Here is a 20,148-nt window from a genome sequence, read left to right on the forward strand (position 1 = left end):
TCTCCCTTAGAGTATCCGATTCCGATTCGCTTTGGCAAGCAACTAATTACTCCGGCCGTTCGGTCGCGGCACGGGCTACCGACTCGATGGTGATGGCGCAGAAGGCCGAACCGTAGTCGAGGTCGATATTCTCCATCGTGTCGTGCGTGTCGTGGTAGCCGGAACGGTTGATGTCGTAGTTTTCCATGAACAGAACGCCCGGCACTCCGGCGTCCGAGAACATCTGACCATCGGTGTTGTACAACGTGCTTTTGGGATCGAGAGGTTGCCGAATCTGACCATTGAGTTGCAAAAATGGTGCAATTTCCGGAATAGCCCCGCCGTGCGGGCTGCGGCGGCCGCGCGGCTTCCCTTCCCGTTCCGGATCTTTGTTCCAGACTGGAACCGACTCGTTCCAGATTTCCGCGGCCATGTGCGCCTGATAGGCCAGCCAGAGGGAAATCGAATCGACTCCCGGCGAAATCTGAAAGACGTCCTTTTCGTGGTCGTTGTTGTGGGCGATCATATCCGAGACATAGAGCCCCTGGATTTTTACCTTGGAAATATCCTTGGTCTTTCCCCCCGGCAGATGAATCTTCAGAGATCGCTCAACCAGACGTTGCACCAGAGCCCGGGCTCCCAGACAATCGGCTGGGAATTCTTCGCCGGTGAGATGAATCAGCCAGATATCGCAGCCTAAAAGGCCTTTTTTGCTCATCTCCAGAAAAATCGGCGCGGCCAGCATCATCGCCGCTGTGGCCGAGTGATTATCGTCGGCGCCACAGGCCGCCATACGGGCGCCGTTGCCCCCCAGCTCCTTGTAATATTTGTCGGCCATGTACGCGGTGTCGTAATGGTCGGACATAATCACTGCCCGGCTGCGATCTTTTCCGGGGATCATGACGATCAGATCGCGCTCGGCGGCTCCCTCGTCATTCTTGAGCCAACCGCCCATCCAGGAGTAGTCGAAATCGGTCCGCCAGCGGAAGGGAATATCACCGATGAGTACTTGGTCTTTCAGTCCGGCAGAACTCACTTTTTTGCGGTAGTAAGCCAGCAGGTGTTCGCTCAAAGGTTCCAGTTGCCGATCGTGATAGGGCAGCATCTTGCGAGTCGTTTCATCCAGGACGATGTCCGCGTTGTTCTTGTTGAGGAACATCCCTTCCGAAAGCGAAGATATCGTTTTCCAGTAGTCCAGTTCGAAGGATCGTCGGGCACTTTTCGCATAGGTCAGCGAGGCCGGGACTTTCGCACCCTTCTTAAGAATCAACGGCTGCGGCACCGGCTCGATGAGCATCCGCACTTCAGTAGCGAGAGCTTCATTCGGCAGAGAATTCAGCCATAGATCCAGAGTCTCTCCGCGAGAGCGGGTGAGGAGCTGCTGAGCGAAACTACGCGGCAGCGGCTTATGTTTCATCAGCCTGGAGGCTTCCTCCAGCTTGCGGCAATTCAAAACGGTGACGTTCGTTTTGTGGCTCTTGGAGGTTTCATGCAGTGCCAGGGCAACTGAGGCGAGGGGATGGGAACTGATCCGCGGCCAGAGTTCGATGGCTTTATCGAGTTTGGGTTTCTGTGTGTCGTAAGCGGTGAGGTAGCCCATGGGAGCATTCGGAAGCAGAGTCGCTTCCCCCTGGGCATTGCGGTACATCACTAGCGGCCGGTGCCAGTAAACCGTATGCTTGCCCACCTGCATGGCGGGGAACAGGAAACGGTAGCCGAATAATCCGCCGGCCTGCACGGTTTTCATGGCCTTTTTCAGTTGTTCCGGGGAAGCGTTCGGTCCGTCCAAAAGTAACCGGCCGTCCTCGAACCAGAGCTGAACGTTGCGGGCCATAGGCTTGTCGTACAGTTCCAGATCATCCGGGATGGTACTGAACAAAACGTGAGTCAGCTTATGTTCCCGGCCGATCAAAGAGAGTTCATCCTGATCGCGCAGAATCTTATCCCAGCGGTGGGTTCGCTTATAAGTGTTTTTAACCTGGGCGCCGCGATGATGGGAATGGGGATGTTCCGCATTCGGCTCGTGCAGGAAGCCGGATTGCGGTACGCGTAAGCCGTTACCGCCCCGATGCCGGACGATGTTCAGAAGTAGCGGAATTTGTTGGGCGTGCGGTAGTTCCTCACAGAGTTTCTGGTAGAGTTTCGTACCCCAGAAGGTCAGGCTGCCGGGGAACGGCAGCAGACAGAGTTTGGCCGTGAGGTAGGCTTGGCGAATCGCTTCCGGCAGCTTACCGAAAGGCCGGAAAGTGAGGAGATATTTCACTTTGGCGACGCTGGCCCGGTCGCCGATGGTCAGCGGTTCCGTCCAGGAGGGCAATTCCTCTTCGGGCTCCCGCAGGATACGAAACCCGGCTTGCAGCAATTCTTTACTGTTCTCGATGGTCTCGCCATAGACCGCGTGCAACAGCCGGGCGAAGAAATGAATTCCTTCTTCGACGGGAATCTCTTTTTTGGGAGCCGAATAGAAGCTCTTCCAGAAGGCTTTGGAAGGGCCCTGCTCCGAATTTCCGAAGAGCGTCCAGGGAGTGCGGCCTTTATCGTCCTGCGTGCGGGACAGGGCCAGGGGAAGGAGCGTTACTAATTTTTCGTGCGGCAGCTGGGGCTCGGCCGCCAATTCCGCGGGCCAGTAGGGATTTTCTTGAAGATCGAGCTTGGGGATCCCGGTGCTGGTATCGTTGTCGATCAGCCGTTCCAGCTTATGGAGGATCTGTTTCCCGACGTGCAGTAGCCCGGGCTGTAACTCCAGAGTTTCTTCGAACTGGCTGACCTGCCAGCCGTGGGGATCGTCTTCGGAAAATTCGCTCGGGGGGAAGGCCCAGGCGTCATAAGGTTTCCAGCCCAGAAGAGGCGCGGGAAGAAATTCCGAATAGGCATCGAGACGGTAATTGCCAGCACCGAGATACGGTGAAGAAGAAGGGATGAGTCTCTTCCAGCCGACAGCCATGGGGGATCCTTCGCTGATAGTCCGTGTGGTTGTTTCGCCGGTCCGTAGTATGGCAGGTATCGGACCGTGAAACAAGCGAAGAGTCCCAGAAAATCAGGGCTTTTCATTGGAGGAAGCTGGGGGGAGTTCCCAGACTCGCAGGGTCTCATCGTCGCTACCGGTCAGCAGGAATTTCCCGTCCGAAGAAATCGCCAGTTCGTTGATCCAATCGCTATGGCCGGTGTACGATACGGGGTTAGAAAGAGTACCGCCGTCGTCGGATGGATCGAGCTTGAATACTTTCACCATCTTTTCGGTCCCGGCGACCGCCAGGCTCTTGTCGCCGCTACCAAAAGCCAGGCTGTAAATGGTGCCCAGTCCACTGTCCGTGGTCGATTTGTCTTTGCGGCTGGTGACATCCCAGAGGATGATATTGCCATCGTTGCCGCCACTGGCCAGCCATTTGCTGTCGGCGGAGAACCGCACCGCGTTCACGACATCTGTATGCTTTTTCAGCGGATCGAAGGATTTGTAATTACTCGTATCCCAAAGTCGAACGGTGTCGTCGGAACTGCCGCTGGCGAGCCATTTGCCATCGGCACTGAAGGCGACACTATTCACCGCATCGGTATGGCCTTTCAAAGTCGTGTTCTGCTTGCCGGTAGCCACGTCCCAGATGATGATCGTTTCGTCATCGGAGCCGCTGGCAAGCCATTTGCCATCGGGGCTGAAAGCCACGCTGTTCACGGAATCGGTATGACCTTTAAGCGTGAAGAGAACTTTGGAAGCGGCCAAATCCCAGATCTTGACGGTTTTGTCTTCCGAAGCGCTGGCGAGAGTTTTCCCATCGGGGCTGAAAGCGAGGCCGATCACCGAATCGTCGTGACCTTTTAGGGTGGCGGTGGTTTTACCGCTTTCCATATTCCAGAGCAGGATGGTGTCGTCCGATCCGCCGGTGGCAAAGGTTTTGTTGTCGGGAGCGAAAGCCACGGCATTAATGGTGTCGGTGTGGCCTTTCAGAATCCAGCGCGGGTCTTTATCAGCCCGGGCAAGAGAGACGAACACCAGAAGAGCCACAAGCAAGAGAGGTACCCGACGCATCTGTCATCTCCCGGAACTGTTAGGGGACAATAAAGGAGCGGCCGGAGGCCGCTCCTTAGTCCAATTGAACTCTTAAATTGCGTTAAGCTTTTTTGGCTTTGCTGATTAAAGTGACGTGCTCTGCCCGCATATTTTTACTGGTGATGTGCACATGTTCGCCCACACGAGCCACCGCCAGACTGGCCGGAGCCTGCTGTTTGCCGGTCTGCAACGTGAACTTGGTGTCTTTGTGAATCGTGAACTTGTGCAGGTGCTGCCCGGTCTTGCCCCCCTTGGCGGCCGGTTGACTCTTCTTCTTGGCGTGATGAGCTTTGATCGTAATTTCAGCGATCACACTATTGGCGTTGTTGGCGCCCTTTTTCTTGACGCCGGTTGCCTGACCTTGAATCGGTGTGATGGAAACGATCACCCCTTTATGCACAGCTTCGGAGCCATCTTTTTTCTTCACGCCCTTGGCGGCAAAAGCGGGAGTAGCCCCGGTAGCCAGGAAACCGATGAGAACTGCAAAAGTTGTGATAAGTCCGCGCATGGAAGAGAATCTCCGCGTCTGGGATACCCGAAAAAATTGGGGATCTACTAAGAATGTAGACCCGAATTTAGAGGTAAAGTTCCGCGGAAAGCGATTCGAAACTCGAATTTATCGAATAGTGCAGTTAATTGCGACCACGGCCGATGGCATAGTAGGCAAAGCCGCGATTTTCCAGCAGCTTGGGATCGTAGAGATTCCGGCCGTCGAAAATGGCTTTTTGCTTGAGCAGCCCCGCAATCACTTCGAAATTCGGGTTTCGGAATTCCTGCCACTCCGTCACGATGATCAGCCCATCCGCGCCTTCGAGGCAGCCGTACGGCCGTTCGGAATAGCTCAGTTTGTCTTTGTAAATCTCGCGGACATTTGGCATGGCTTCCGGATCGTGAACCTGAACCTTGGCGCCGCGAGCCAGCAGGCCGTCGATGAGGGTCAGGGCCGGGGCTTCGCGAATATCGTCGGTGCGCGGTTTGAAAGCCAAGCCCCACAAAGCGAAGGTCAGCCCCTTCAAATCTTCGCCGAAATGCTTCAGCACTTTGTTCAGGAGAACATGTTTCTGAGCCTCATTCACATCGTCCACGGCCTGCATCAGTTTCATTTCCGTGCCGGTCTGACGGCCCATGCCCAGAATGGCGCGAATATCTTTCGGGAAGCAGGAGCCGCCGTAGCCCGCACCGGGGAAGAGGAACTGGAAGCCGATGCGGACGTCGTGTCCGATGCCCCGGCGAACGTCGTTGATGTCCGCCCCGAACTTGTCGCACAAGCGGGACATCTCGTTGATGAAGCTGATCTTGGTCGCCAGCATCGCGTTGGCAGTGTACTTGGTCATCTCCGCGCTTTCCAGAGACATCACCAGGAAAGGACGCTCGGTTCGCAGAAACGGTGAGTAAAGTTCCTTGAGGACCTCACCGGCTTCGGGCCGTGTCACGCCGATGACGACGCGATCGGGCTTCTGAAAGTCGTCGAGGGCCGCACCTTCTTTCAGAAATTCGGGATTGCTGGCCACATCGACATGTTTGCAACCGGCCGCATGCAGTCGTTCCATCAATTTGCGATTGGTGCCGACGGGAACGGTGCTCTTGATGATCACCACCCGGCTGCCGGGACCTTCATCGGGCAGGTCTTTGAGCTGTTTGGCGAGAGCATCGCCCACGGCCCAGATGGAAGAGAGATCGGCATCGCCTTCTTTGGACTGAGGCGTTCCAACGCCGATGAAAATCAAGCGGGCGTCGCGAACGGCCGACATATCGGTGGTGAAGCGAAGCCGCAGATCGCGTCGATTGCGTTCGACCAGTTCGAGAAGGCCGGGTTCGTAAATGGGCAGTTTACCGCTTTCGATAATGGCGATTTTTCGCGCATCGATGTCGATGCCGGTAACTTCGTTACCGCTTTCCGCGAAACAGGTGGCCGTCACTAATCCCACGTAACCGGTGCCGATGACTGCGATTTTCAACTTGAATCTCCGAATAGGCGAGTCGTCCCCTTTTTTATCCAACGCGGTGGGAGCAACTAGTTAGCGGCCGGTTGTTAAATCGGGGAATCCGGGCTAGAAATCCAAATAATGCGGATAAATCCGATTATGCCAAGTAATGCGAGATCTTCTCGAAAAATTTCGCTTGGTAACCACTGACTTCGCCTGGTCTGCTTTAGACGCGATTTTTTTCACTGGCCAATTCGATTGCTCGGACGCTTCTCTGCCGAGCTATTTTTACTCCCACCAAAAGACTCTAGAACACGACTCGATAACACTTTAGAGCGAAGAGGGATTTGTGATGATATTTAAGGAAAAATCTTTGCAGACAGTGTGTAGGCACCGAGGAAAAGTGATGCGATGAGAGAGGAATTTTCGGCTGATTAAGGTAACCGAAACAGAGTCGTTCGATTACCTTTAATCAGCCCGCAGTGGGCAAATTCCGGTTGTGGTTATTCGCCTAAACCCTTCTTCTCACCCTTTGAAGTACAGTATCCCCAGCGGCGGGATGGTAATATTCAACGAGAAAGGTCGGCCATGCTGCGGCACCGGTTCCGCTTGAGCACCCCCCGCATTTCCCTGACCGCTACCCCAATAGAGGTCGCTGTCGCTATTGAGCATCTCGCGCCAGTAGCCGCCGTGCGGCACGCCGACGCGATAATTGATACGGACCACGGGCGTGAAATTGCAAACGACTAGAATCGGGTCGCCTCGGCGGGACTTGCGAAGGAACGAAAAGATACTCGCCCCGGCATCGTGACAATCGATCCATTCGAAGCCATCCGGGAAGCAATCTTCCTCGTGCAGACCCGGCTCGGCCCGATAGGAATTGTTTAGATCGGTGACCCAGCGCTGCATGCCGCCGTGAGGGGGATGATTGGGTTGTTCCCAGTGCAGGGAGGAATCGTGCTTCCATTCTTGCCACTGGCCCCATTCGGCTCCCATGAAGAGCAGTTTCTTGCCCGGCATCGCGTACATGTAGCCGTAGAGCAGGCGGAGATTGGCGAACTTCTGCCAGTCATCGCCCGGCATCTTGTTCAGGATCGAGCCTTTGCCATGCACCACTTCGTCGTGCGAGAGCGGCAGCACGAAATTCTCGCTGAAAGCGTAGATCATGCGGAAGCTGAGTTCGCCGTGATGGAACTTGCGGTGGATCGGTTCGCGAGCCATGTACTTCAGCGAATCGTGCATCCAGCCCATGTCCCATTTCAGACCAAAACCGAGGCCTCCGACGGAAGTGGGTCGGGAGACCTTCGACCAAGCCGTCGATTCCTCGGCGTAGGTCTGCACATCGGGATAGTGCCGATAGACCGTTTCATTGAACTGGCGCAGGAAACCGATCGCTTCCAGATTCTCGTTGCCGCCGTGAGTGTTGGGGATCCATTCCCCGGCTTTGCGGGAATAATCGAGGTAAAGCATGGAGGCGACGGCATCGACGCGCAAGCCATCGATGTGGAATTTTTCGAGCCAGAACATGGCCGAGGAGAGCAGGAAAGCCCGCACTTCATGCCGGCCATAGTTGAAGATCATCGAACCCCAGTCGGGGTGGAAACCCTGGCGCGGGTCGGCATGTTCGAACAGATGCGTGCCGTCGAAGTAGGCCAGGCCATGCTCGTCATTGGGGAAGTGGGAGGGAACCCAGTCGAGAATGACGCCGATGCCGCGCTGGTGCAGGTAATCGATCAGATACATGAAATCCTGAGGCGAACCGAAACGGCTGGTCGGTGCAAAGAAGCCGGTGGTTTGATAGCCCCAGGAGCCGTAGAAGGGGTGCTCCGTCAACGGCATGAATTCGACGTGAGTGAATCCGGTCTGGCGGACATACTCGGCCAGCTTCACCGCGAGTTCCCGGTAGGTCAGCCAGCGATTGCCCTCTTCCGACATCCGCATCCAGGAACCGGCGTGCACTTCGTAAATCGCAATCGGTGCCTGGAGGGAATTTTTTTTGTGGCGAATCTGCATCCAGTCCTGGTCGTGCCATTCGTAGTCGATGTTCCAGACTACCGAGCCGGTGCGGGGCGGCTCTTCGTGCCGATAACCGTAGGGGTCGGCTTTATCGACGTGGTAACCGGCGACTGTGGATTCGATGTGGTACTTATAGCAGGCTCCCGGCCCGACGCCGGGAATGAAAGTCAGCCAGATGCCGGACTTGCCTTGCGGCTGCATCGGATGGCGGGTTTTGTCCCAGCCGTTGAAATCGCCTATGACGAAGACGCTTTCCGCACTCGGCGCCCAGACGGCGAATTGAGTGCCAGTCTTACCCTCCCGGGTGACCGTGTGGGCTCCCAGCTTTTCGTACAGCCGGTAGTGATTACCTTCATTGAAGAGGTAAAGGTCTTGTTCACCGAGAATGGCGCGGTCCGCGGGATAGATGTTCATGGGGAAAATTATACTAATTGAGGCAACTCAGGAAGTCGCCATCTGCCCGAGTCTTAAAATCTTTAGGAGCTTCACTCTCATTTACTTCCAGAGAACCACGACACCGAGGTACTGCTCTTTCTTCTTCAAAAGCCCTTCATAGGCCTCCTGAATGCCTTCCGGCCGGATCGTATGCGTCACCAGTTTCTCGGTGGAAAGTCGCCCCGATGCCAAGGCGCCCAATAACCAGTTCTGAGCTTTGTTAATATCCCAGGTTCCATTCAAGCGGATGTGAGCCGGTTCGAACAGCATATTGCCATGAGCGCCGCATACTTCGATATACCGGCGGTGCAAATCGTCGTAGAAATTCACATCCTTGGCTTTGCCACGCGGGCTGCCGACCACAATGACCTGCCCGGCATCGCAAGCAAGACTCATGGCTACCGGTACGGCATCCGGAACACCTGTCGCATCGATCACTATTTCAGCACCTCTTGTGCCAAGGATCGCCGACAACTGATCTTTGGTGTCGCCGACAGAGGGATCGATGACAAAGTTCGCTCCGGCGGCCAGGGACGCTTCACGGCGCATGCTGATGGAATCGATACCGATCACCGGATAGCATCCGGCCGCGAGTGCACAGCGCAGGGCAAACTGGCCAATAATTCCCTGACCCAGCACCGCTACGGATCGACCCAGAGTCAACCCGGCTCGCAGGACACCTCCCAGACCGTAACGGGAAATGCAAGCCAATGCCGCTTTATCGTAGCTTAGGCCTTCGGGCATCTTCCAGAGCCTGCCTCGTTCGTGGCCCAGGGTCAGCAGTTCGTGGGAAGCGTGGTTCCCCGGATAACTGACCCGGTCGCCGGCTTTCCAACCGGAAATTTCCGAGCCAACGGCTACCACCCGACCGGCGGCCGAGTAGCCCGACCGGAAGGGAAACTTCCAATCGACCATTTTCGGATCCTGAAGCCATTGATGCGTACCGGTATAAACAGCCAGTTCGGTGCCGGCGCTGATCGCGCTGGCTTCGCATTCCACCAGGATCTGATTGGGTTTGGGGTCGGGCAGTTCCACTTCCCGGATTTCCACTTTGAAGGGTTCGACGAGGGTAGCCTGGCGGACTTTCATGAGTACGTATTCCCGAAGAGAACAAATTTAGATTCTGTTCTATGAAATTGACTGCTTTTGGAGGGGGGAGAGAGCGGGCAAAGTGAAGGAGGGCGGGCGGGGCTAATTTGTTACCGCTTGGCGGGGACTGGTTCGAGCGTGATCAAGACCTTGGTCTGTTTCGGCGGAATTCGTTCGGTCCAGGCTTCAAACATCAACTCGTTATTTTTATCCGTGCTTTCGATGGGGAGATCCAGCATGGAATCGGGAAAATTCGAGAGGCTGATAATCTCGCCGTTGTTGGCGTAGTAGTACTTTTCCTGGGGATTGTCGGGATTGTTTTCCAGCCGGCTACCGGCGAATACCCAGTCGTGGGCCAATTCTTTTTTGTTCCGAACATCTTTGATCCAGTAGCGGGCATCTTTATTGAGGAGCTTGCCGTTGAAATAGTAGGTCATGGTCACTTTGATGCGACTGCCGGTGGCCGGGGTATATTTCGGGGAGAATTTCACCGGGGTTCCCGGTACGGCTTTGGCAGCCACCAGGGCCATATGGACTTCGCGGGCATCGACGTCGCAATCCACGATAGACTCGTGTTCCTTCGTCTGGTACTTGCAGAGAAAGACTTCCAGAGGCCCCTCCCGGAGTACAACGGTTGACAGGAGATGAACGCGGCGGGTGCCATCCTTCAAAGTTTCGAAATAAAGGGTTTTATTTTTATTGAGAGGTTTAGCCCCTTCCGGGATCGGCGGATCCTTCTCTGCAGGAGTTTCTTCCTCCTTCTCGAAGCGGGCGGGACGAGGCTTGGCCGCCGTGGGGCCTTGAGTGTCGACACTGCCTGACTTCGAGGCATCTTCGGCTTCCTGAGGAGGAGCCGAAGCCAAGTTCGGTTTGATTTTGCCTTGAGCCACTTTCACGTCATCGCACCCTGAGCTCAGCAGGATGAGAATGGCCATTGTGAGTGATAAACACCTCATGGCTCTGTCCCTCGGGTAATTGATAAATAATAGTTTATAGTAACACTTAGTTGTTCAGATTGAACTCATTTATCCAATTAAAGGAGTAATTAGAGAATTACCCTACATATCGCAAAAACTAGACCTAAATGAACCCAAGATTATTTCTTTTAATGAGCTTTACATAATATTACCCACAAAAAGGAAAGTTCAATCTTATATAAAGTATGCAACTTATTGGCTTAGCATTATATGTAGTCAAAATAACCTACATGCAGGGTCCGCATTGAAAAGAACTACCTGTCTGGTTCTGAAAGCGGTCCTGGGACACTGGAAAAACATTTACCGGATTGGAAGGAGTCTCGGGCGAGGGACGCAATTTCCGACTATCAGTTGATGCCTTTGAATGAGTTGCGGGTAGTTCAAGCGGAGGAAGGCCAGGCGATGCTGATCGGCACCGGCGTGCAGATATTCCTTAATGAGTTCGGTCATCTCGCGATCGTATTCTTTCTGGCTTTTAGTATGGATTTGAAAGTGGCCGGGGTGCCGACGTAAATCCCCGTTGAAAAACGGGCTGATGTGATACAGTTCGTGGAATATGGTCACTAGTTTGTCGGGAAATTCCCGATTGAGAAAACGGGGCAGGCAGAAGGTGACCAGATAGAGGATCTCCCGGCCATCGACGAAATAACGCTGCACCCGATAAGTCACTCGATTCTTCCGGCGATGTAATGCTCCATTTTCGAATCGCATGGGTGTGACCCGAGCTTGAAGTCCCCAACTCGAATTTTTTCGCGAAGTCGTGAAGTCGAAAAGCAGCTTCTCCATCTTGATGTGATGGAAAGTCGAACAGCGCGACACGATATCTTCGCAGACGAGTCGGATGTGATGAGTGAAGTCGAAGGGGAGGCCGACCGGCCCGCTGGACCAGTAATTCGGAGCGTGCTCGACTGGTAACAGAGGCTTGCAACTAGCCTTGACGGCCCGCAGCCGAATTTGATCCGACGACCAGCGGAGGTCCAGCGGGCGGTCTAGTTTGCGAGTCTGGCGGGGAGCAGAAAACATATGCGAATTGTAGCCGGTTCCAGCAGGGCTTCCAATCGGGCGATTAAAGAGCGTGATACTCGGTGGGATCGGGAACGTTGGCTTCCTGAAAACCTTTTTGACGTTCTGCACATTTATTGCATCGACCGCAGTGTTTCGTACCCACCGGGTTGATGCAACTGAAAGTTAGCGACAGCGGATAAGTTTGGCCGCGGCGGACGACATCCACTTTGTGAAGTCCGCTGTAAGGCGTAAGAATCCGCAGATTGCCTCCCACCGCCATACTCACGGTCTGAGCCATGGCCTGGAAAAACTCGGGCGTCGCATCCGGGAAAGGATTCGCTTCCAGAGGAGCCATCGCCACTTCCGGGATGCCGTTCAGATGACAGTAGATCAAAGCTTTGGAGAGGAGAATCACATTGCGACCGGGAAGTAAAACCGCCTCATCGGGGCTCTTTTCATCCGGGACTGCTTCCCCGGTCAGGCTCCAGTGTTTCCCATAGAGATCGGTAACGGGCATCTCAAGCACGTGAAGGGGAGAGACATTAGTTCGATTGAGTTTACCAAGAAAGTCTCGGCAGTAGTGTTCCTCAATCCCTTCCCAGACGGAGCCGACGCGAATGTAGAGAGGTTGAACGCGAGGATAGACGCTGGCCGCTTCCGCCAGCAGCACGGCCGAATCCAGCCCGCCGGAAATTAGCACGGCGAGGGGAGATGAAGAAGATTTCGGAGGCCAGAAGGTGGAGGATTGCATCGCTGTATCTATAGCCGTGCGTCCCAAGTTTGACGAGCATAGAACCGGAATTGATCAGCCGTCCAGAGATCTCTGGGCAGGAATAAATTGCCTGAATTTTCCAAATTAGCTGGTCTCTATAAAGGTTCGGTTAACCTTGTTCCGAATGTGCGGTCTGTATCGTTTTTACTCAATTTATCAAATCCAGTGGTCGATTCAGTATTGCAGACGCTTGCTCGGCGAAGGGCGGCGACGGATACGTCCCGTTACCGGCGACGGTCGCGAAAAGGGAGCTTCCATGAAATCCTGGTTACGCAGCATATCGGCGGTAGGCGCCGGGTTGTTAGTAGGTTCCGCTGCACAAGCCCAGTCTGAACCATCGAAGCATCCTCTGGAACCGGCGGGGTACGTACAACCTCCGTCGTCGATTCCCGGTTTTTCTGATTTCTTCCCTGCGCAGAACCCACTTCAGGTGCCTCCCGCGGGAGCCGGTGTGCCGGCGAATCAGCCGTTGCAGTACGAGGCCGAGCCGGATATTAACGGTAAGCCCAAAGTTTACCACGAACCGAATACTTGTCCCTGGTTCCCGGTTCTCGACCGCATTATTTTCGGCGATGCGATTTTCGTGCAGCCGTATCTGAACGGCAACTACACTGCCTGGACGATGCGAAGCGCCCAGATACCTTTTGCCATCGCCACCACCAGTGTGAGCGGATTGCGGCAGGGAACCATCGGCGACCCCGATACCCGCATCGTGCTGGGTAATAGCAAACTGGATTTCGGTACCTATTCCGGTCCGGCCATTTCCGGCGGGGCCTGGTTCGCCAACTCGGATGTCGGTCTGGAAACCAGCTACTTCACGCTCGGCAAGCAGTCTGTGTCCGGTGGAGTGACCGGCGCGCAATTTCCCGTTCTCGCCCGACCGTTCTACGACACGAATATCGGCGGCGAAAACGTACTGACGATTTCTTCCCCCGGATTATTCTCGAACGGCAGTGTCGCTTATTCAGCTTCCAGTCAGATGTGGGGAATCGATATCGACGCCGTTTTCCGACTGGCGAATAACGAGAATTCCAAGTTCGACCTGATCGTCGGCGGCAAATACATGCGGTTGCAGGAAGACCTGTACATCAGCAGCAGTTCCACGGGCGATCCGATTAACGGGGTGATCAATTTTGCTGGCAATACCTACCTCGGTTCAAATACCCTGGTTGTTGTCGACGGCACAAAAACAATTGTGCAGTTTTACGGTGGCACCGTGGGATCCCGCTACAGTTACACAATCGGTCAATTCACTTTGACCGGTACCGCCAAGGTAACTCTCGGCGAAGAGCAGAGCACGATTATCGGACAGGGCCAAACGATTCTGAATCCTGGAGTGGGACAGTCGACAGCCAATGGTGGTTTGACCGTAGTCGGTTTGAATAACACCCGACGACAGGACGATAAGATTGCCTGGATGCCAGAGGTGGGCGCGGGTGTGACCTGGTCGCCGTTGACCTGGGCTTCGTTTAACTTGGGATACAACTTCGCCTATCTGAGCCGAGTGGCCCGACCTGGGGATCAGTTCGATCGAAATGTGAATCCGACTTTGATCCCCGCGAGTTCGACCTACGGCGTGCCGTTCGGCTCGGCCAGCCCGAGCCCGCGAGTCGATACCTCGGATATGTGGTTCAGCAGCTTTAACTTTGGCATTACGATTCGGTTCTAATGGCGGGAATGTCCCGGATTTGCTCCGGGTGTTGGATGTATCCCCGGATTTCATCCGGGGCTTGAATCTGCCACCCCTCCGGGGTGGTTTGTTTATTTGTTTGGATGCCCGCGGTGAAAAAATGTTTGCCGAATTGTGAATGTCCCGGATTTGCTCCGTGTGTTGGATGTTTCCCCGGATTTCATCCGGGGCTTGAATCTGCCACCCCTCCGGGGTGGTTTGTTTATTTGTTTGGATGCCCGCGGTAAAAAAATGTTTGCCGATTTGTGAATGTCCCGGATTTGCTCCGGGTGTTGGATGTATCCCCGGATTTCATCCGGGGCTTGAATCTGCCACCCCTCCGGGGTGGTTTGTTTATTTGTTTGGATGCCCGCGGTGAAAAAATGTTTGCCGAATTGTGAATGTCCCGGATTTGCTCCGTGTGTTGGATGTTTCCCCGGATTTCATTCGGGGCTTGAATCTGCCACCCCTCCGGGGTGGGATTTACATGAAACCCCGGAGGGGTTTCAGAGATCAGCACCGGGTCAGCGCAGCGCCACCCGGTGAATATCGCAGCGCCACCCGGTGAATATCTGTGTCATTGCGTCACCCGGTGCAATCGATCTCGCACCGTCCCCAGCCCTCAAATCATTTGGCTGTTGCGCTGGTCTTCAACTGGTCGCCTTCCACCTTCAGATAAAATCCGTGGTCCTTGCTTTTCGACACAACCTTGACCACCACTGGATTCCAGCCCTCTTTCAGATCGACCGAGATCTCATCCTGTTCCGGTAGGTTAGGTCGAACCGCGGCTTCATAACTGCGGACCAGATTGCCGTTCACCCAGACCTGGTAGTGCGAATTGGCTCCCAGTCGAAGAATCGATTTCTGAGACTTCGGCGAATACACATAGGTCAAGCCATACCCGGCCATGTTGTCCTTGTTGAAAACTTCCTTGAAATCGAGATAGCCGTTGGTCTTGCCCGAACGCGGCTGCCATTTCAAAGGTTCTTTGGAATTCTCAACCGGGAAACTAGCAGTGGCTTCGAATTGTTTTTCCGGGCCGAAGGGCTTCTTCAAATCTCCCGGGAACGGGCCGACTACTTTAAAGTCGGTCACATATCCCCTCAGAGATTCCTGCGACTGCCGATTCTTCAGGAAGGCCACCAGATCGAGCATCTGCGAATAGGAGAGTTGAGCCACCACATTGTCCGGCATTAGCGAAACTTTGGAGACTTTAATCTCCTCGATGTCGTCTCGAAGAATTCGGGTATCTTGGCCATTCGCGTCTCTGATGGTCACTTCGGTTGGCTTATCCACCGTCTTCAGACCAGTGATGGTCTTGCCCTCCTTGGTGATCACCTGGAAGGACTGATAGCCTTCCTTGATTTCTTTGGACGGTTCGATGATCGATTCCAGAATTTTCTCGACCGACATGGTGTCCCAAAGCCGGGTGAGATCGGGGCCGACGTTGCCTCCCAGGCCTTCCATCTTGTGGCAATTCATGCAGGCCAGGGTGGTCGTGTTCATGTAAATCTGCTTGCCTCGACGGGGATCGCCCTTGGTCTGAATTTCGGTTCGGATTTTTTCGACCTGAGCGCCATCCAGAGAGAGTAGTAATCCCCCTTTCATCACATCCGAAAGGAGAGTCGCCAGCTCGGCATGTTTGCCGAGGTGCTTTCGTAAACCTTCGGATACTTGAGGAAGTAGATCCCGGGGAAGTTTTTTGGCGGCAAACATTTCGCCGACTTTCTTGGCGCCTTCGAAAGTGTCTCCCAGAATGGTCACCGATTCCCGCTGGAGATTGGCATCTCCGGAAACTAAAAACTTCGAAGCGAATTCGCGGGCCGCTTCGCTATCGATGGTGACCAGCGTTCGCAGGCTCTCGGTCCGCAGGGCCGTCGGTTCCTCGCCGCTAAGAATCTTGCGCAGGACCTCCGTGGCGGATTTATCTTTCAACACCCGCAGGGTCTTCAGCAGGTTCAACCGTTCCGAAAGTTCCCGGGATTTGTCTTCCAGCATGGCCACCAATTTGGGAACCGCCTTGGTGATGCGAGCGGTTTCAATCGCTTTAATGGCGGCCGCGCGGGCGGCTTCCTCTTTCTCATCGAGCAGTTTGAATACAAACGGAACGGCCCGCTCCGATTTGATCTGGCCCGATTCGGATAGTACCGAAACAGCGGCCGTCACCACTTCGATTGGATCTCCCTTTCGCTTCGTCAGAAAGTCGATCAATGAATCCAGGGTCAAAGGCGGGTCCAACTGGTAATTGGCATAAGAGCGTATCAGTTCCGCACGCTGTTCGGCCGAGATATGGACATTGGAAAGTAACTCGGGCAGCGCGAGGGCGGCTTCGCGAGTTCGGAAGGCCAGGAAGATTCCAACGACCTTATCCCGAAGGACTTCTTTGCCGCTGGCGGCCAGTTCCAGAAGTTTTTCAAAGCCCGGTTTACCAAGCCGCTCGAAGCTGCGGATCAGTGCGTCGGTATAGTAAACATCCATACCATCATCGAATTTCAAAACATTCACCAGAACATCGGCGGTACTGGCATCACCAATCCGACCCAAGGCCAGTGCGGCCGAGCGACGTACGGAGAGTTCCTCGTCCGTCAAAAGCTGAGCCAAAGCATTCAAAACTTTGGTGTCTCCCTTTACGGCAAGCCTGCCGAGATATTCCGCACAGAGCCGCCGCATGTCCGGATCGACATCTTGAAGCAGAGAGAGGAATAAATCGATGGTGGAATCGTTTCGAAGCTGAAATAGACCGCCCAGCGCAGCGTATCGGGAACTACTGCTCACTCGAGGCAGGCTCTTATTCTGCACCATCGCCTGAAGCAGCCGAATGGCGTTCTGTTTGTCCGTATCGTTTTTGGCGCATTGGGCAATGTAGTCGATAAAGGCATGCGAGCGAACCGTGAAGTTTTCCCAGTCACTGACTTGCTCGGTCTCCCAGCTTTGCCAATCGCGCAGGGCAATTTTCGGTTCTTCTTTCCCTCCGGGCACTTCGCCGCCTACCCAGGTCAGACGATAGATCCGGCCATGCACACCGTCCCCGAATAGTTTCCCGGCTCCACCACTGTTGGTTCGCCAATCGACGATGTAAATCGCGCCATCCGGACCGGTGACCATTTGACAGGGACGAAACAGCGGATCCTCGGATTTCAGGAATTCAAACTCATGGGTGATGGTAAAGGTGCTGCCTTTGGGAGCGACTTCGTAAGCGCGGATCAGCTTGCGGAACACATCGGGATAGTAAAGCAGCCCGCGATAGAACTTGGGCAATTGCGTATCGTTGTAAATCAACAGCCCGGCGGGGGAGCCTCTCCCCGTTTTCATCATGGGTGGTACTTTCCCGGGGAGTTCGCCCGCGACGGCACCGCGCAGATGATCGGGCAGGCAGCAGCGCGCTCCAGGCAGCAACCGCCAGCCGAAGTCTACCGCCTCGGGGACGTGCATGATCCGGCATCCGGTGAATTTGCTACCGTCTTCATTGTCGTTATCGACGTGGAAGATGTTGTATTTGTCGTCGAAGGAGATATCGCGATAGGGGTTGCGGAAGCCTCGGGCATATTCTTCCATCTTGGAGCCGTCTGGCAGGCAGCGGAAGATGGCTCCGGTGCGAAGTACGGTCGCCCGGCTACCGTCGGAGCCTTCCACGTAATTGTCGTCGTCTCCCGAGGTGATGTAGAGCCAGCCGTCCGGCCCGATGGACATGCCCGAAACCTGGTGGTGATGGAAGCCGCAGAAGCCCTGGGCGATCACTTCCTTCACATCGTAAGGGCCGCCAGGCTTCGACTGCTTGAAGCGTCGGATCGAACCTCGTCCCGAGAGATAGATCCAGCCGTCATGAATGAGAATGCTCGAGGGCAGTTCGTCGTGGAGGATAATTTCGGATTTCGTGAACTGCCCGGTAGCGGGATCCCTTGTGAGAATTTTGACGACGTCTTTGACCGTCTTTTTCATCGTGGCGACGTTTCGAGTCGTGCCATCTTTATAAGTGAATTTCTCCGGGACTTCGTTCCAGCGATCCGAAACATCAGGCACCCATTCGAGAACATAGCAGGTCCCCTTGGAGTCGAAGGTCATGCCGACTGGGTTGATGGTTACCGACTCATCGGCGACAATTTCGAGTTTGAAGCCGTCGGGGGTGATGTAGCCCTTCAAGCGGGGGTCGAATTTGCCCTGATCGATCATTTTCAGACCAGTGGGCATCGGCTTCGCTTTACTCTGGGGTTGCGCGAAATCCGCGGGGGGATCGACAGCAAAAACGGGTGCAACCGGTAGGCAGAAAAGGAAAAAGACGGAGAGTCGAAACATTATAAAGTGCTCCTCATGCGGTAATTCGATCTTAGTCGAAGAACTCGACGAATGCAACGAATGCCCGGGAATTGCCGCCGAGGATTTGTCGTGTCGGGTGGAAAAATAGTTCCGAGTTGCCGAGGTTAAGGCGTTTGCGAAACGGCAGACCAGGGCCGGGAGAGGGAAAAAGCGGGGGTTAAACCCGAAAAATGATCCCTGGCATAAATTGGCCGACATCGGGCGAATCTTCTAAACTTTGAGCATCAACTATAACACTCCCAACAGGCTACGATCGATGAGCGAACCGAAATACGAAAAACTCACTGCACCCAAAACCGGCACCCGAGTGACCCCGGAAGCTTACGCTTCGAAGAAATTCCCGGATGATCCGATCGTCTGCCTTCTGAAAGGGGATGGTATTGGGCAGGATGTGGGTTCGGCTCCCGGTATCACGACCTGTGCGGCCAAAGTCCTCGACGCGGCCGTTGAGAAAGCCTACAAGGGTAAGAGGAAGATCCACTGGTTCGACATTCATGCCGGGGATGTGGCCCGCTCGATGTATTCGCCGGGCATCACTGATGATCAGATCAAGGCTCTCGACGAAGACGGCCAACGCAAAGTCTATCTTCCCGACGACACCTTGAAAGCGTTCGATTATTACAAGCTGGGTCTGAAAGGCCCGCTGACCACTCCCATCGGCGGCGGATTCCGCAGCATTAATGTCTTCCTCCGCTTTAAGTTCGATCTGTATGCTTGCGTTCGACCGGTGAAGTACTTCAAGGGCGTTGACGCCCCGAACCGCAACGCCAGCAAAGTTGATATGTGCATCTTCCGCGAGAACACCGAAGATGTGTATTGCGGTATCGAATTCAAGAGCGGTAGCGATCGGGCCAAGAAGGTCATCGCTCTGCTTCGCGAACTGGGCTACAAATCCGACCAGATTCTGGATTCCGCGGGCATTGGCATCAAACCGATCAGTCCGGAACGATCCAAGCGATTGATCCGCATGGCCATCCAGTATGCTCTGGAAAAGAAGTCCCCGAGTGTGACCCTGTGCCACAAAGGCAACATCATGAAGTTCACCGAGGGTGCTTTCAAGGATTGGGGTTATGAACTGGCCAAGGCCGAGTTCCGCGACCAGATTGTGACCGAAGACGAAGTTTACGCGAACTTTGGCGGCAAAGTGCCAGCGGGCAAGCTTCTGATCAAGGATCGCATCGCCGACAGCATGTTCCAGCAGATTCAGCTGCGACCGGATGAATACAGCGTGATTGCAACGCCGAACCTGAACGGCGATTATCTGTCCGATGCGATTGCCGCTCTAACCGGTGGTATCGGGCTGGCGGCCGGGGCGAACATCGGCGACACGGCCGCGATGTTCGAAGCGACTCACGGCACCGCGCCGAAGTACACCGGCCAGAACCGAGCGAACCCCGGGGCCGTGCTGCTATCGGGTGTCTTGCTGTTCGAATTCCTGAATTGGTTCGAAGCGGCGAAACTGGTCACCGACGCGACAGAAAAGACCTTCGCGGAAAGCGATGAAATCGCCAAGAAGGGACCGGGCGGCAAGCTGTACGTGACCTACGATATCGCTCGTCAATTCCCCGGATATGGCGAAGCCGCCGGTGTCAGTAGCTCGGCCTTCGCTGACCGGATCATTGAGCATATCCATCAGGCGTAATTGTGATGATTCCGTACGGGGTGGGATTTAACATTAACCCCGGAGGGGATTCAGAAATCAGCACCGGGTCAGCGCAGCGCCACCTGGTGAAATAGATAGCGCAGCCCCCGGTGATTGAATAATCTACACCCATTATCCGATTAAATCTCCCCGGATTCCATCCGGGGCTTGGATTTATCCCCGGATTCCATCCGGGGCTTGAGTCTGCCACCCCTCCGGGGTGGGATTTAACATTAACCCCGGAGGGGTTTCAGAAATCAGCACCGGGTCAGCGCAGCGC

General features: G+C 54.8%; 12 protein-coding genes. 2 read left to right on the forward strand and 10 right to left on the reverse strand.

Translation table 11 applies throughout. The features are described from left to right. Positions 1-46: 46 nt before the first annotated feature. The 9 genes from KIH39_RS24215 to KIH39_RS24255 all read right to left on the reverse strand — a co-directional run bounded on the left by KIH39_RS24215 (position 47) and on the right by KIH39_RS24255 (position 12,222). The gene (locus KIH39_RS24215; protein ID WP_213496351.1) at positions 47-2,923 is read right to left on the reverse strand and encodes a M28 family peptidase; all 2,877 of its coding nucleotides are present in this window, start codon (positions 2,921-2,923) and stop codon (positions 47-49) included. 93 nt (positions 2,924-3,016) lie between these two features. Beyond that, positions 3,017-4,003 (reverse strand): WD40 repeat domain-containing protein, encoded by a 987-nt coding sequence (locus KIH39_RS24220; RefSeq protein ID WP_213496353.1) that lies wholly within the window; start codon positions 4,001-4,003, stop codon positions 3,017-3,019. Positions 4,004-4,085: 82 nt separating this feature from the next. Next, positions 4,086-4,532 (reverse strand): hypothetical protein, encoded by a 447-nt coding sequence (locus tag KIH39_RS24225; protein WP_213496354.1) that lies wholly within the window; start codon positions 4,530-4,532, stop codon positions 4,086-4,088. Between the two features lie 124 nt (positions 4,533-4,656). Continuing rightward, positions 4,657-5,982 (reverse strand): UDP-glucose dehydrogenase family protein, encoded by a 1,326-nt coding sequence (locus KIH39_RS24230; RefSeq protein ID WP_213496356.1) that lies wholly within the window; start codon positions 5,980-5,982, stop codon positions 4,657-4,659. A gap of 492 nt (positions 5,983-6,474) precedes the next feature. Next, complete coding sequence (gene glgB, locus KIH39_RS24235) at positions 6,475-8,379, reverse strand: 1,4-alpha-glucan branching protein GlgB (RefSeq protein ID WP_213496358.1); 1,905 nt, start codon at positions 8,377-8,379, stop codon at positions 6,475-6,477. A gap of 81 nt (positions 8,380-8,460) precedes the next feature. Then, on the reverse strand, positions 8,461-9,489 hold the full coding sequence (locus tag KIH39_RS24240) for a zinc-dependent alcohol dehydrogenase (RefSeq protein WP_213496360.1): 1,029 nt from the start codon (positions 9,487-9,489) through the stop codon (positions 8,461-8,463). Positions 9,490-9,599: 110 nt separating this feature from the next. Next, positions 9,600-10,445 carry a YdjY domain-containing protein gene (locus KIH39_RS24245; protein WP_213496362.1) on the reverse strand — a complete coding sequence of 282 codons (846 nt, stop codon included), beginning with the start codon at positions 10,443-10,445 and terminating at the stop codon, positions 9,600-9,602. Positions 10,446-10,766: 321 nt separating this feature from the next. After that, the gene (locus tag KIH39_RS24250; RefSeq protein ID WP_213496364.1) at positions 10,767-11,489 is read right to left on the reverse strand and encodes a hypothetical protein; all 723 of its coding nucleotides are present in this window, start codon (positions 11,487-11,489) and stop codon (positions 10,767-10,769) included. 43 nt (positions 11,490-11,532) lie between these two features. Continuing rightward, complete coding sequence (locus KIH39_RS24255) at positions 11,533-12,222, reverse strand: 7-cyano-7-deazaguanine synthase (RefSeq protein ID WP_213496366.1); 690 nt, start codon at positions 12,220-12,222, stop codon at positions 11,533-11,535. Positions 12,223-12,499: 277 nt separating this feature from the next. Here KIH39_RS24255 and KIH39_RS24260 point away from each other — a divergent pair, with 277 nt between their 5' ends. Next, positions 12,500-13,912 carry a BBP7 family outer membrane beta-barrel protein gene (locus tag KIH39_RS24260; RefSeq protein ID WP_213496368.1) on the forward strand — a complete coding sequence of 471 codons (1,413 nt, stop codon included), beginning with the start codon at positions 12,500-12,502 and terminating at the stop codon, positions 13,910-13,912. Positions 13,913-14,539: 627 nt separating this feature from the next. Here the strand turns inward: KIH39_RS24260 and KIH39_RS24265 are convergent. After that, positions 14,540-18,205 (reverse strand): PVC-type heme-binding CxxCH protein, encoded by a 3,666-nt coding sequence (locus tag KIH39_RS24265; protein ID WP_213496370.1) that lies wholly within the window; start codon positions 18,203-18,205, stop codon positions 14,540-14,542. A 277-nt stretch (positions 18,206-18,482) separates the two neighbouring features. Here KIH39_RS24265 and icd point away from each other — a divergent pair, with 277 nt between their 5' ends. Further along, complete coding sequence (gene icd / locus KIH39_RS24270) at positions 18,483-19,868, forward strand: NADP-dependent isocitrate dehydrogenase (protein WP_213496373.1); 1,386 nt, start codon at positions 18,483-18,485, stop codon at positions 19,866-19,868. The last annotated feature ends 280 nt before the right edge of the window (positions 19,869-20,148 follow it).

It is taken from the genome of Telmatocola sphagniphila (genome assembly GCF_018398935.1).
GTDB classification, from domain to species: Bacteria; Planctomycetota; Planctomycetia; order Gemmatales; family Gemmataceae; genus Telmatocola; species Telmatocola sphagniphila.

Coding starts and splice junctions, on each gene's coding strand:
- KIH39_RS24250 (WP_213496364.1), bottom strand. CDS start 11,489: ATGTTTTCTGCTCCCCGCCAGACTCGCAAACTAGACCGCCCGCTGGAC.
- KIH39_RS24260 (WP_213496368.1), top strand. CDS start 12,500: ATGAAATCCTGGTTACGCAGCATATCGGCGGTAGGCGCCGGGTTGTTA.
- KIH39_RS24265 (WP_213496370.1), bottom strand. CDS start 18,205: ATGTTTCGACTCTCCGTCTTTTTCCTTTTCTGCCTACCGGTTGCACCC.
- glgB (WP_213496358.1), bottom strand. CDS start 8,379: ATGAACATCTATCCCGCGGACCGCGCCATTCTCGGTGAACAAGACCTT.
- KIH39_RS24225 (WP_213496354.1), bottom strand. CDS start 4,532: ATGCGCGGACTTATCACAACTTTTGCAGTTCTCATCGGTTTCCTGGCT.
- KIH39_RS24255 (WP_213496366.1), bottom strand. CDS start 12,222: ATGCAATCCTCCACCTTCTGGCCTCCGAAATCTTCTTCATCTCCCCTC.
- KIH39_RS24215 (WP_213496351.1), bottom strand. CDS start 2,923: ATGGCTGTCGGCTGGAAGAGACTCATCCCTTCTTCTTCACCGTATCTC.
- icd (WP_213496373.1), top strand. CDS start 18,483: ATGAGCGAACCGAAATACGAAAAACTCACTGCACCCAAAACCGGCACC.
- KIH39_RS24240 (WP_213496360.1), bottom strand. CDS start 9,489: ATGAAAGTCCGCCAGGCTACCCTCGTCGAACCCTTCAAAGTGGAAATC.
- KIH39_RS24245 (WP_213496362.1), bottom strand. CDS start 10,445: ATGAGGTGTTTATCACTCACAATGGCCATTCTCATCCTGCTGAGCTCA.
- KIH39_RS24220 (WP_213496353.1), bottom strand. CDS start 4,003: ATGCGTCGGGTACCTCTCTTGCTTGTGGCTCTTCTGGTGTTCGTCTCT.